Below are 13,582 nucleotides of genomic sequence, written 5' to 3'. Positions count from 1 at the left end.
GATCAAATAACGCGTTTTAATGTTTTTAAGAGCGTTTCAGGGTTAAATGGCTTAACCAACCATCCTGTGGCACCAGCCGTTTTACCTTGCTGTTTTTTTTCAGTACTGGTTTCGGTAGTTAGCATTAAAATAGGTATGAATTTATATTGGGGCTTATCTCTCAGTGCTTTAACTAACTCAAAGCCCCCCATTATGGGCATGTTGACATCAGATATAACGACATCAAACTTGTGACTGGCTACCTTGGTAAGTGCATCTCGACCATCATTAGCGGTTTCAACTTCGTAGCCCGCATCACGCAATGTATGGCTAACCATTTGACGTATTGACACAGAGTCATCTACTGCAAGTATCTTAGTCATATTGATTACTCCCCGACTTTCGTTATTCCATCAAACACCTCACACAGTCCCAGGTTTTGTATACTTTCGGTTAGAAGCTGTGTCGGCTTAATAAGATAAATCTCTCGGCGATGTTTTTTTGCGGAAATAAAAAGACAAGAAAGGAGTTGGATGCCAGCAGCATCGACGCGCGCTACATTCTCAGCGCTCACTTCTACTGCGCCTTGGTGTGCAAACCATGTTTGATATTGAGTCGTCACATCCAATACTGTCGAGATGTCTAGTGACTCAGGAAGTAAACAATACATGTTTCTACCTTTTATTTTTTATATTTCCTAGCCGTTGGTTGAAGCATACGCCTCAATCTGAGTGTAGAAAGGAATTGCGGATTAGCCAACCAAACTCAACCCCATTATGAACATAAACACACATTATTTATAAGAAAATTAATAGAATAATCTTATTTTCAATACGTTATACGAATTGTCTTTATCAAAAAAACCATATTTTTCTAATGGAATAGAAAAATATGGTTGTTAAAATAGTCGATGGCGAGTTTACACTGTAAATACAACAGTGTTTTACAGGTGCGAGAAAAAGTGAGCCCTCTTATAAAGAGGATATTTACACTGTAAACACCATTGTTACTCTTGGTTGGATTTTATTAATGCTCTGAGCTCATCTCTGATTTTTTGCTCCAACTGCTTCCTTCCTGATACTACAAACTCTTCACAGCATTGTCTCCACGTTCGCTGCTGCAAAACCTTACGTACCAGTAGATCCGATGATTCCTTGATGAGAATTGGTGATGACAATATCCAATCAAATAGAAATGGCACAACACTTTCGTAGCTTGCCCCTCCCATAGAGTAGTTATCAACGACAGCAGGAAGTTCAGCTTTATCTGTAGAAATGTTGTTCGTCACTAGTAATCTACGAATAATGTCTACTTCAACATCGGAAAAAAGGCTGCTCAATAAATAAATCATTGCTTGTCGATGACAACTTACAGCGTTCTCTAACCAATCAACCTCTCCCTTAATCATGATAATAGAGTGGCAACCACTTGCTTGATCTCTCTGTGTACCCAGTTTAACAGGAGAAAAACCCGCTTTAGTCCAAAACCGAATCAGTTCATCAGTGGCACCGAAGCTAGTTGACATAAAATCACACCTTGATTGTTTGGTGAGCCGAGAAAGCACCTCTGTCCCAATCCCCATTCTTTGAGCATCTGGGTGTATTGCGATACGCATTATACGGGTGCTATGTTGACGTGCTGCGTGACAAATACCAAGTTGGTTAGCCAAAGTCACTGGCACCAAGTGACCTCTTGGACGTCGCCTACCATGTTGAATTGATTTAATCAAGCTGTCCTCTAACCCACCTTCATCAATGGTCATTACACAACCAATACACGCTCCGTCAGAAAAAGCTATATATAGCTGTATTGCCTCTTCTTCTAACAGTAACATAAGATCACTTGGTGCTGTTTGATAATGAGCATTCACCAAAAGTGCAAAACTGGCTCGTAATAAAGAGGGTTGTTTAATCAAGTTTTGCTTAAGAACTTTTTCTAACCTAATGTCTGAACCTCGGTTTAATTTCAGTGGTTCAAGTTCAGCATCTAGCAAAAAAGTGTCAAATAACCAGTTTTCTAATGGGTCATCCTTCGCCCAACGAATAGGTTGATGGAGGTGGAAAAAGGACGTATTTGGCCTCTTACCCTCAAGCCAATCTTGAAACTTCACAGTAAAGCCCCTTCCACAGCCTTCATAACCATGAACTGTGGTAGAGAAAACACAACGGTGATAAAGAGTCACAGCTTTCTGCAGCATCGGAATGGGAATAGCTGACGCCTCGTCAACAAGCAATAAATCGCACTCCGGTTGACTAGTAAGCAATTCATCCGGAGCAATAAACTCTATAGATGAATGCGAATAACAAATCTTACCTTTCTTTGTTTGGGCACCTAACAATTTCTTTTGGGCATGTTCAAAAACAGGCCGTACTGTTGCCAAACTGGGGGCTGTAACAAGAATCTTTATCTGGCGCTGCTCCATGAGCTCGGCCGATGCGATACCTAATGCGCTGCTTTTTCCTCTGCCTCTATCAGCGGTCATCACGAGTGGACGCTTGCGATGACCAGTAGAGACTTTTTTTATTTTTTCTATCGCTATGACTTGATCGCCGAGGGTAGCTGATGATGGAACCTTAACCTCTTTTACCTTAGGTAAGGGCTTATATTGCTCAAGTTGAATCAACTTTTTAAAAGCACCTTGTAGCCATTGCTGTGCTAATGATGAAGTGTTAGTTAACCTTGGTAATATAACGACTAAACCGCCTCCTCGCACACTTCCCAAGGCGGCGCAGAATGAATTTGCGTCAAATCCCCCCGAAAGATCGCAAATCAATAACTCACATTCTTGCCCTAGCAAAGTTTTTCCCTGTTTATAAGAGATATGGCGAATTTGGTCGTCGCTTACTGACCCACCTAGCTGAACGATGTCAGAATCGGAGACGAAACTTTTGAGAGTATCTACAGTAGAGCAGATCCATTCATGGTCCCCGTACATTACCAACCCATATCTATGATTAGTTTGGCGAGCGAGTTCAATAAGACGGGTAAAGTAATCAAGCATGGTAGAGATCAGTCATTGAGAATAAAAGAATTATAACAACTTGGCTCAATAAATGAGAGTGATAAAAAAGCCGCTCATGGCGGCTTTGTAAACTAAAGTATTTTCGTTAAAGAATTCGTATGTGGGCAAAGCTGACAAATATGTCACCCATCTAACTTATTAGTAAGAAAGTTAAGAATTTCTTGCATCAAGTGATCATCTATCTTCTTGAGGTTCAATGCCAAGTCAGATCCTTTTCGATTATAGCTTGCCCTGCCTTTAATCAGCTCAACTTTACTATGACCGGCATTTTTCTTAGGCGCTAGTTCATCAATCCACTGCTCTATGGTTTCTGAAACTTCCTTGGTGATTCGGGCAACCCCTTGCGCGTGGCTTCTCTGCCATACGTAGCCTTCTGAAGACTGGCATCTTTCTAACAGTTGGGTTCGATTCGCTTCACTGAGCTCATTAAACTGCTTATGTAGCTTGACTATTGTCGGACGGCCAAGATCAGCGACATTTGGATACGCTTGAAGTAAAGACAGAGGTAAATCCGCTGCTTTCAACGCACCACTAACCAGAGCTTCACTGCATTGAAACATTTTTGCGAGTGCTTTTTGATCATCTGCTTCACCGCTAGTGAGCTTAGCCCGCATTTCTTTCCCTTTTTCATACAAAGATAAGGGCTTATGAGCATTAGCAACGTCAGACAAAAACTTAGCATGCTCACCGTTAATGTCTTCTGCAACATAGATAAGAAAGTCTTTGTTGGCTAGGATACAGGACATACGTCGACGACTGCCATCCAAAACTTCTATTTTTCCATCAGTACTCTTTCGACCAACCGCTGGGTATTGCTGGCCTCGCTCTTTTAGAGTGCTCAGAATATCGGATAACGCATGCTCATTAAGAAATGCCTGTTCCCGCGCATTATCAGTAAACACTGATGTTTCATGTTCGATTTTGTCAGCCGGAACTTTCAGCAACTCAAAGGTAACCAGATCTTCACCCGCAACCGCTAATTCTATTACCTGAACTTGGTCCTTAGCTGCTTTTTGGGCCTCTTGAGTAGTTGCAACATGGCGCTTATCTGCTTTGCCAAATAACCTTGCATTTAAGTCTGAAGTTTTTATTGCCATTGTTTACTTATCCCTGATTAAGTGATGACCAATTACTGTGAAGAACTCGTTCAAGCTCCAAAGCACTCTTTTGTACCGCATCTTGTGCCGTGGCAAGGGTCTTTTTGCCGCCCTCAAAGTCCCCAGTAGTTAAATCAAACACCGTACTATAGGTATCGGCACAAGTTTCAAATGCACGACTACGAGGAATCGTTGCCATAGTCACTTGATCTCCGAGTAGATAATTCATCTCTGTTAATACTGCAACCTGCTTTTTATTATCGTCCTCAAACATTGTTGGCATTAAACGAACAAACTCTAATCCTTGCCAATCTTGAGGAAACATCTCGTACACGGTTGGTAAATGCTGAAAGAAGTTTACCGTGGATGCCCAATCTAGACGCTTGGCTGCACAAGGGATCAACAGTGCGTTAGAGGCATACATGGCATTCCAAACCAATGGATCAACATGAGGGCCAGTATCTATCATTATGATGTCAAAATCGTCAGAAATTTGATCGATTAATTTTTCTTTTAACAGCTTAACAATATCAAGAGACTGATTTTTAGATAGGTTCTGCCAAGCCTCAGCATTAAACATCGCGTCTTCAGGAAAGGCAGATACAGTCTTGAGGTTTGGATACTGAGTTGGTAACAAGACATTTTTATGTAGAAATTCTTTATCGATATCTACACCTTCTGGAACATTATCTAGCATCACATCCACAGCCGAATAAATATTATCATGATCGGTTAAACTAATCTGTGGATTGAGAAACAAACGCAACGAACCTTGAGGATCTAAATCAATGAGACAAATCCGATAACGTTTATCAAGATTTAAAGCTAAGCAAGCAGCAAGATGTACAGCAGTCATTGACTTACCAGTACCACCTTTTTGATTTTGAACATTTATAATCCAAGGTTTGTTGTCATTATTATTCTTTTGTTGATGAAATTTGGGTACTCCAGCTGCATCCATCAACATATGGGCTTCCTGCAACGAAATAGAATAATGATTGGCATTATTCTTAGTAAACTGATGCCCAGATGCTTCCAGCTTACTAATAGCTTCGTCTAACTTTCTGCGAGTCAGTCCAGAGCGGGTCTCCATAAGGGCTTTTGACATTGGGGGAAAATGCTCATCGCTGCGTTCCTCTAAAACAATCTCAATTCGATCGGCTTGCACCTGAGCCGTTTGCTCTGCGAGTTGAACAAGACTTTCAATTGTTTGGTCTCTTTTCATTGCCACATTCCGTTTTAAGTCACTGATACTAATTGTACAGCAAAAAAAACCTATAACAACAAAAAGCTGAACATACATTTATGAATTAGAATCACATTAATAGGATGAATTTTAGAAATGAGATAGATTTAAGTAAAAAACCTGTCATGAAAGCGAAAAATATAGTGAGAGACTACATACGAATTTTATTTAATTTAAAATATTACAACGTCACTTATTTACAATGTAAATAAAATCATAATGTGTTCGGAACGATTGATACTTAACCATACTTTACGGCCTCTGTAATTTTGACTTATTAGGGATAGAAAATTTAAGCCATTTAGGAAAAAACCATCAGTATGCACCTATAATGGGGGTTGCTCGTAAATTAATGGAACAATGATCAAGAGGAATATCTTGATCATGCTTCCTATAGCAAACTAGAGCTTAGGAACAATGATCAAGAGATAATATCTCCCTGTAAAATAATCTTATATGCCTCTCTGACTTAGATCATTATACGGATCGATGATCAAGTAAATTCAAGCCACGGAAGCATGAGTATATCTTACTAGATTACGGATAAACGTAGATTCACCAAGTAATTTATACAACAAAGTAAGATATGGCATCAATTCGAACAACAAAGAACACATCAAAGCTAAAAACAGCTATCTTCTTGATCATGTTTCCGAGTATATAGAAAATGGAGTATAAATGGTTTTATGGATACGAATGCAAAATCAACGCTTGCCTAGCCTAAAAACAAGCATCCCAAAACAAAACTACTGCAACCTGCCATGATCATAGTTCTGAACATTTTGCCTACATACGATTATAATGATAAAAAAGAGACGTATTCACATCGGTACCGATGTGAATAACAGGTGAATAGACAATGATCATGCTTTCATTAAATTATTGATCATCAGTACGAAGCTGCAGTGATCATAGTTTCGTGAAAAATTGATCATGTTTCCATTTTTAATTGATCATGCTTTCTAGGTATACTTGATCATCCTTTCAAACACTTGATAGAAATAATCTCTATATAACAATCATTTAGGTTAGTTTATTTGGCCGGATCATTGATCATATAATCATATTAGATCATTATAATCATAAAGATCAGGCTAAAAGCTTCCCTTCTAATTTTATTTGATTTCGATTCTTACATAACTGAAACTGGAACCAGTTACCTTTTAGTTGTTCGATCTTGGCAGCAAACTAAAACATTCAACAAACTTTTACTTTCTTTATGAAGTGTTTTTCCCTATCCTTTCCGGATTAATGATTAAATTACGGCCTAAGTTATACGGGTAGCTATCCATGACCTCAAAAGACAAAGTCCTTATTAGAGCGCCCAGAAGCCATAAAGATGGCCACATGTTTGAAGTTTCTGAAGCTGCTGTTAGTTGGATTGAACAATATCAGCACTTTAAAGGTGTCACAAAAAGCATTGTTGAGTTATTAAATCTAATTTCACTTCAAGGTTTTACGAGTAAAGATGGGTTGGTATCAACTACAGAGCTAATTGATGCAACTGATGGGCAACTTACTCGAGCTGCAATACAACAACGATTACGAGCCGCTGTAAATATTGGCTTATTCCAGCAAATTCCGGTTCGGTTTGAACATGGGTTGGCAGGAAAAACCATGTTGCATCGTTTTGTCAATCCCAACCAGTTAATTTCGGTATTAGGTGCAACCAGCCTAGTCACAGAATCGGTTAAGCAAAACGAAAAACAGAAACGCTCTAAAGCGTTAGCACAAACCCATGTCAACAAAAGGCTACTTAATGAGCATGGGCTAAACAATCCTCCAGCGATGAAAGATGAAGCAGATCAATTTGTTGTTTCACCGACAAATTGGGCAGGGATCATTGATCAAGCTCTAGCTCCTCCACGAACTCGAAAGCAATATCAGAAAAGCTTAGTTTCTATATCAGGCACTAAAGCAGTCATCGAGACACGATCATCCAAGAGTATCATGACGGTTGATGATCTTATGACGCTATTCGCTTTGTTTACTCTAACGGTTCAGTACCATGAACATCATCAACATGACTATCATATTGATGCTAAACATGCACCAAACAAAACGCCTTTATACATTACTGATATTCTCTCGTTACGTGGTAAAAAAGACAGTGGACCTGCCCGTGATTCAATAAGAGACAGTATCGATAGAATCGAGTTTACAGATTTTCAACTCCATGAATTAACAGGTAGATGGCTGAGTGAGAATATGCCTGAGGGTTTTAAAAGTGATCGTTTTCGTTTCTTGGCCAGAACCATAACCGCGTCTGAAGAGGCTCCAACAGAAGGTGAAGATGGAGAAATCCGAATAAAACCTAATTTGTATATTTTAGTTTGGGAACCTTCATTTTATGAGGAGTTGTTAACACGTGACTACTTTTTCCTCTTCCCCCCAGAAATCCTGAGACAGCATACACTTGTATTCCAACTGTATAGCTATTTCCGTAGTCGCATGTCACGGCGTCATACCGATGTGATGTTGCTAAGCACATTAAACCAGAAACTGGCTCGCAACATAGAATGGCGTCGTTTTTCAATGGATCTGATCCGCGAGCTAAAAAAACTATCAGAGGATCAACCAAGTGATGATGAGACATTTAACGTCAACCTTTGGGGCTACCATTTAACTATTTCTGCAGTTGTTCAAGGCTCTAAAAACAAAGACTACCAAGTCGACATAAAATGTGATGCAGAGGAAGTATTGCGCTATGCAAGAGCTCGTACCACCAATGCTGGTAAGCGCAATATGGCACCAACATTGCCAAATCCGCTGCGCAATGAGATGGTGACGAAACAGCAGCTAGATGAAATGTCACAAATTATTGATGGTGAGTTTGAGCCTATTCAAAGAAAAGAGCGTTCACCGAAAGGGAAACTTGGCCGTCGGGTTAAGGTACGTAAACACTTAGTTGAGATTAATGCTGACGAGATAACCATTACTTTATCGAAATATACCTCATCAGAAGCTCTAGAACGCTCTGTAACCGCTTTAGCTGCTATGACTGGGCATTCTTATAGTTCTATCCTTGAGGAGTGTAAGGAGCTTATGGAGAAGCTTGATTTTCTGCGTGTGGGTCAGAAGATCATATCCTATGAGGTACTTAGTAAGATTATTGAGCTTTATAACAGTCAAAATGAAGTTAAGCACCTTTCGATTGAACGCTTGATAGCAGGGCTTGCTGTGAGAAGAAAGGTATGTAAGCAAATCTATGAAGGGCATTTGGACGAGAATGTGTTTCGAGCACTTGATGAAGTCGCGGTGTAAAATAATTTGTTGGTTGCTTGAATGACTCTAAGTTTGCCCAAGGTGTCCAAAAACTATTGTCTTAGATTGGAACTTTATGCTTGGTTAAGGAAGATTAGTTTTTGAATATCAGACATATCTCCTACATTCTGCTGACAATTATATGACATTTGCTTTTTATCTTTTGTCTATTATTTACCGCGAATAGACAACCTTTTGTCCTTTCTAATGAATGAGGGATCTGGATTATCCCTTGTAGATTGGCTCATATTGTTACATTCATTCTGAATATTTTGCGAGTTCTTAGAACTCGCTTTTTTTCCCCTCCCACTCTATAGAAAGCATGATCAAGGCTTATATTTGATCATGCTTTCGTGCGATGTTTAAAGTAGGTTCACCTTATTTGCGATCTCAGCATAAGTTACAGAGTCTCTTCCTGCTTCAACAAATCCGTCTTGGGGCATATAAGAAATGCCAAGTGCAGCACGTGAGTTTATATAGTTAGCCTTTTGGTCACCTCTCCATTTTTTGATCATTCTGAGCCGAGCTCCGCCTCCTGCAGCTGGCTTTGCAAGTCCACCAGGACTCAAACCAGTACCTGCAATATCTGGAGATGGTATTCCTCCTACTCTTACTGCTAAGTTAGTGGCGCCATTAATGGTGGCTTTGGCAGAATCGCCTATTGGATTTAATACCTTATTGGTGGAGCCGGGCACTTTTGTCCAACCGACATAGATTGCACCCTTGTCGATTTCATTGGTAATTCGTTGTATGCCGTTACTATTTAAGTGATCTAATATACTGCTGCGACTATTGCCAGAGATTATGATGTCTTTGGAACCCATCTGAGTATTAGAGAAGATATAGTCCCCTCTGCTACTTTTTACTGCTGGAACAGGTTGATTACGCTGACGTACGCCTCCCAAGCTTCCCTGCTCTACGACTGATGTTCTAGATCTTTCTGTTACTATCCCCCCCTCCTGATGCATATTCGCATGGTGACGGGATAGAGGTGTACTCAGTTCATATCGGTGACTTGAGTGTCGGACTAGGGGATTGGGACTCGTGACTCGGCCACCTGCCTTCCTTACGGGTACCATAATGACTTTATCGTACTCTATTGGCATATAGTTGGGCCATTTCTTTTCCAAGCACTCGAAATAGTCATTGAAGAACTCTGTTAGTTTGTCAGAGTCTATGCCCTTGGAGCCATCAGATACTGTAAGTAGATATTCACCACTATTTGGCTCAAAAAAACTAAGGCCTCTTTTTTTATCCAATAAAAAGCCGACGCTATGACCGACATCTGAGCCGGTGAGATCATAGCTGAGAGTAAAACCCACGGGAAGGTCACCTTGCGTTGCTCTTCGGGAAATCCCTCCCACTAAACTGTTAACACATCTTTGTTGATCAGTGATATTTGGTTTTGATGGGTTTTTGGGGACAATTGATATCGGAGGATCGTACTCTAGCTTGAGTGAATCTAAACTATCCTCAGGCTTATAAAGATTATTTTTACGTTCAGCTTCTTGCAGTTCAGAAGCTCTTTCGAATAATTTTTTGGCCCGCTTACTTTCTTGAACTGGTTTGTGTTTAAGAGCTGGGAATTGAGTTCGGCCAAAAACTTTTTTGGTTAGCTTTTCATTTACCCATAAAGCTGAAATTTGCTGGCAGGCCCCTCTATTGGGGATACTGGAACCTTTTGATATCAGCTCGTCAAGCAAGTTTCTTTGAATGAAGTGACTTTTTAATATGTGTTTTTGTTCAAGGGTTTTGAATGAAGGCTCTCTACTGGGGCCTGAATCGAGCTCATATCGAGTGCTACTCGCATACCGAGCACGGCTAGGATCTGAGCAAAGGTTAGATGTTCTCATACGTTTTGGAGCGCTGTTTAGTGAAGGAAGCGGCACGACGAGAAACTCAAACAATTCTCGAGTGGTATTTTTAACCACTGGCATCGCGAGCTTTAACATATCTCTTGTGACTGCCCGTTTAAGAGCATTTCCTTTCAGCCCTTTTGTGATATGAAGTCTTACTGACGATCTAAATGCCACTTTTCCTGCAGTGGTTAGTTTTGTGATAGGAATACCGATACATAAAGCGGTAACGATAAGATCAAATACATCAAAGAGGATGCCATCTATTTCTGACGAAAGATCAAACTCATAACTTGGGTCGTTAACTAAAGCGTTGAATAGGTCAAAGAAAGGCACAAATGAGGGGAGCTTTTCCCACCATTCACTGTCTTTTAGAAACGCTTTGTAAATATTGGCGTTATATAGCATGACTTCGCGAGCTTCATCTTCGACGCAGTCGTATAGGGTATCGTAGGAGGTGGATATCCCTTTGATTGGAATACCTGGAAGCGAATTAAGTGTGAGGGCTGCAATGGGATTCAGATTAACTAAAACGCTTTCATTTTTGACTTCCCATGCTTCGTTGTCAAATGCACAGTTTCTGAACATAACGTGGTTACTATCATAGTCAGCTTGCGGTGTCGGCAGGATAGTGTCCGGATTATAACCGAGATGAGAAAGTAGCGCCTTGGCATTGTCTTTGGTTTCGCTAAGCCAATTAATAGATTGATTTCCAGTTTTGATTAACTCACGGACTAGTCGAGTTACTTGATTGTCTTGTGTAAGATCAATGTAGCCAATAGCAGTATCATGCATGAGCGTCGAGATTACCATGACTTGGTCAGTATTTAGTTTGACTATGGTGATCCTTCCAGAAATAGTATGGTATTCCTTGAACAGATTTTTAATCGTAGTAAAAACATTGGAAATAGCTTCTCCCGTCTTTTTCACTACGACTTTTCCCCTAAAAAAGACGCCGAAAAGGACTAAGAGCGGTTCGTCACTTTGGGCAAGAAAATTAGAAATGGCGACGGCTTTCTTGTCATCACTGTCTAAAGTGGCAAACCGCTGCCACATTTTTTCTATTTCGTCATATTTATAGAAGGGCCTGATAAGCTCAAAACGACCAAGGACTTCCGCTTTTTCCTTCGTGTCTAAAGGGTTGACAGAAGATTGGCAAAATGCAGAAGAGGTAAAGGTTTGAGAGTCTTTTAGCAGAAGGGCTTCGGGGAGCTTGTCATTTTTGTAGTCTGAAAATTGCTGGTAATATTCATGTTGATCGACACACTCACTCCATTTTTTCAGTTGGGTAAAGTGGAAGCTTGGTAATGCTGGTAGTGAATCACGTTGACCTGATGTATAGATGTTGAAAACCCATTTCAAGTTTTCAGCGGTAATCTTACTATTGTCATCAAGAAAAAGGGTGATATTACCTGTACTGACGTGCTTGGGGAAAATACTCTTCAACATATCGCGCGTATGTATCGAATAGTAGTTAACTGAATGGTTTCCATCATCGCTGAATCTGCATAGTACTTTGCAAGGGAGGCTCTTTCCTTTGCGTTCGAGATAGTCTTTTATTAACTGAGGGTGCTGCCATTTGGCAATGTGATGCATTCTTCCTGCATATAACATGAAGTGTGTGGAACAGAGTATTCGGTATTTCTTGTGAAACCTCGTTTCGTCTTTAATTTCACCCAAGCAGAAGCTTTCCCATAATCCATCTTTGATTGAACCAGCATGTTCAATAGCTTGTTGTAGGGTGTTACTTATTTCATCATCATGATTAGTGATATTGAGTCGGTCCCCGAGTTCTAAATCGAGAATGCGAGATTTAAGACGAATTGATCGCTGTTGATCAGGGGTTAATTCATCACCAAAGTGAACATAATTCTCGCTCGCGGTAATGTCGGGAAGAAGAGGGTGGCCTTGATAATTTAAAGATTGGGGTAATTCGCTATGCTTAGGCTTAGATATAAGTCTAAATTCTTCGGGCTGTCCGAGAAGGAGAATTTTTTGGACACTTTCTGAAGGATGATTTGGGTACTTGAGATAGTCGATGAGTTGATTGCAAAGCTGTCGATTTATCTTGTTGATCTTGATACTATTTTTTATTCTTTGGGATGAGCTATGTTGATTCAAAATATCTTGTAGCTGTGCTCGTTGATTCAATAAAGAAGCAAGACATGTTTCCAGCATGGTGTGCTTCTCTGAACTGGAAGTGTTACTACTTAGAAGTTGTGAGAAGGCTTTGATAGTTAGAGATATTTCCCAATAGAGTCTCAGAGGGCCTTTTGCTGGTTTAAGTACCATAAGTGCAGGACGAATTGATAGTTGGTCAGAGTCCATAGCTAAACTTTCAGAGTTCCTTGCAAGCAGCCCCTCCAAACTTTCTATTTTAAAGATTTGGCTAGTCAGATTAGTGTTTGCCACTGGTGAAGTCATACATTTTCTCTCCCGTAGAGTCTTGGATAATAAATCTACAGAAGGCTAGCATTACTGATAGTTTGATAAATAGTAGGTTTGAACCGTCATCTAGTTTAAATAAACGCGATCGCGGAATTGCTGATATCTGATGTATCAATGGTGCCATTAAACATAGGTGCAATAGAGAAAATTTCTTGGCTATATACCTGAACAATATCGATTTATTATCTTAGAAAGACTGAATAGGTGGTACTAATTCAATGTTTCTGGCTTCACGCTGCATTTGAATTTATTAATCAAATTGATATTAATTCATTTCAAATTATTAGCTTAATCACATTCTGAGTCTAAAATTATTAACAAGGGCAGTATGGTTTTGCTATACGTTAGCTGTCACTGCATGGTTTTTTCGGAGGTTATAATGTCCATTAATTCTATTGACCATGATGAAATGACTGAGATCACTGACAAGTGGGATATCAATGATGAAGTCGAGTCACAAAAGCCAAATAAAAGTGTTAAATCAGCGGAAGCTCGCAGACGCATCGAAGCCTTAAAGGAAATCCGTGAAAGTGGATTGACACTTGAAGAAGCGAAAGAGCTCGGCATATGGCACTGACTTCAACTTTTCAAACAGTCTAAAAAGGGTGGCAATTAAGCCACCCTTAGTTTTGTATGCCAAAGGGGTGGGATATTGTGTTATAGTACCTCT

General features: G+C 40.0%; 8 protein-coding genes. 2 read left to right on the top strand and 6 right to left on the bottom strand.

The genetic code is table 11. The features are described 5' to 3' along the window. Positions 1-2 precede the first annotated feature (2 nt). From DPF90_RS05290 to DPF90_RS05270, 5 genes are all read right to left on the bottom strand, one after another. Entirely contained in the window at positions 3-362 is a 360-nt protein-coding gene (locus DPF90_RS05290) for a response regulator (protein WP_114785288.1), read from the bottom strand. A gap of 5 nt (positions 363-367) precedes the next feature. After that, positions 368-649: an STAS domain-containing protein gene (locus DPF90_RS05285; RefSeq protein WP_114785287.1), complete on the bottom strand. Its 282-nt coding sequence runs from the start codon at positions 647-649 to the stop codon at positions 368-370. A 336-nt stretch (positions 650-985) separates the two neighbouring features. Then, on the bottom strand, positions 986-2,980 hold the full coding sequence (locus DPF90_RS05280) for a tRNA(Met) cytidine acetyltransferase TmcA (protein ID WP_205395166.1): 1,995 nt from the start codon (positions 2,978-2,980) through the stop codon (positions 986-988). A gap of 143 nt (positions 2,981-3,123) precedes the next feature. After that, positions 3,124-4,098 (bottom strand): ParB/RepB/Spo0J family partition protein, encoded by a 975-nt coding sequence (locus DPF90_RS05275; RefSeq protein ID WP_114785285.1) that lies wholly within the window; start codon positions 4,096-4,098, stop codon positions 3,124-3,126. A gap of 7 nt (positions 4,099-4,105) precedes the next feature. Continuing rightward, positions 4,106-5,323, bottom strand: a complete 1,218-nt coding sequence (locus DPF90_RS05270) for a ParA family protein (protein ID WP_114785284.1) — start codon at positions 5,321-5,323, stop codon at positions 4,106-4,108. Positions 5,324-6,634: 1,311 nt separating this feature from the next. Between DPF90_RS05270 and DPF90_RS05265 the strand changes: the two genes are divergently transcribed. After that, complete coding sequence (locus tag DPF90_RS05265) at positions 6,635-8,608, top strand: replication initiator protein RctB domain-containing protein (RefSeq protein ID WP_114785283.1); 1,974 nt, start codon at positions 6,635-6,637, stop codon at positions 8,606-8,608. 362 nt (positions 8,609-8,970) lie between these two features. On the opposite strand, the gene DPF90_RS05260 is transcribed toward DPF90_RS05265, so the two are convergent. Next, positions 8,971-12,888 (bottom strand): hypothetical protein, encoded by a 3,918-nt coding sequence (locus DPF90_RS05260; RefSeq protein WP_114785282.1) that lies wholly within the window; start codon positions 12,886-12,888, stop codon positions 8,971-8,973. A 403-nt stretch (positions 12,889-13,291) separates the two neighbouring features. Here DPF90_RS05260 and DPF90_RS05255 point away from each other — a divergent pair, with 403 nt between their 5' ends. Next, positions 13,292-13,489, top strand: a complete 198-nt coding sequence (locus tag DPF90_RS05255; RefSeq protein WP_114785281.1) for a PA3496 family putative envelope integrity protein — start codon at positions 13,292-13,294, stop codon at positions 13,487-13,489. The last annotated feature ends 93 nt before the right edge of the window (positions 13,490-13,582 follow it).

The organism is Vibrio tetraodonis (assembly GCF_003350295.1).
Lineage (GTDB): Bacteria > Pseudomonadota > Gammaproteobacteria > Enterobacterales > Vibrionaceae > Vibrio > Vibrio tetraodonis.
The sequence above is the reverse complement of the archived record's forward strand: the minus strand, read 5'-3'. Positions and strand labels throughout refer to the sequence as shown.

What these genes read in the sequence shown, in the direction of transcription:
- DPF90_RS05255 (WP_114785281.1), top strand. Translation starts at nt 13,292, where the DNA reads ATGTCCATTAATTCTATTGACCATGATGAAATGACTGAGATCACTGAC.
- DPF90_RS05265 (WP_114785283.1), top strand. Translation starts at nt 6,635, where the DNA reads ATGACCTCAAAAGACAAAGTCCTTATTAGAGCGCCCAGAAGCCATAAA.
- DPF90_RS05260 (WP_114785282.1), bottom strand. Translation starts at nt 12,888, where the DNA reads ATGACTTCACCAGTGGCAAACACTAATCTGACTAGCCAAATCTTTAAA.
- DPF90_RS05275 (WP_114785285.1), bottom strand. Translation starts at nt 4,098, where the DNA reads ATGGCAATAAAAACTTCAGACTTAAATGCAAGGTTATTTGGCAAAGCA.
- DPF90_RS05290 (WP_114785288.1), bottom strand. Translation starts at nt 362, where the DNA reads ATGACTAAGATACTTGCAGTAGATGACTCTGTGTCAATACGTCAAATG.
- DPF90_RS05285 (WP_114785287.1), bottom strand. Translation starts at nt 649, where the DNA reads ATGTATTGTTTACTTCCTGAGTCACTAGACATCTCGACAGTATTGGAT.
- DPF90_RS05270 (WP_114785284.1), bottom strand. Translation starts at nt 5,323, where the DNA reads ATGAAAAGAGACCAAACAATTGAAAGTCTTGTTCAACTCGCAGAGCAA.
- DPF90_RS05280 (WP_205395166.1), bottom strand. Translation starts at nt 2,980, where the DNA reads ATGCTTGATTACTTTACCCGTCTTATTGAACTCGCTCGCCAAACTAAT.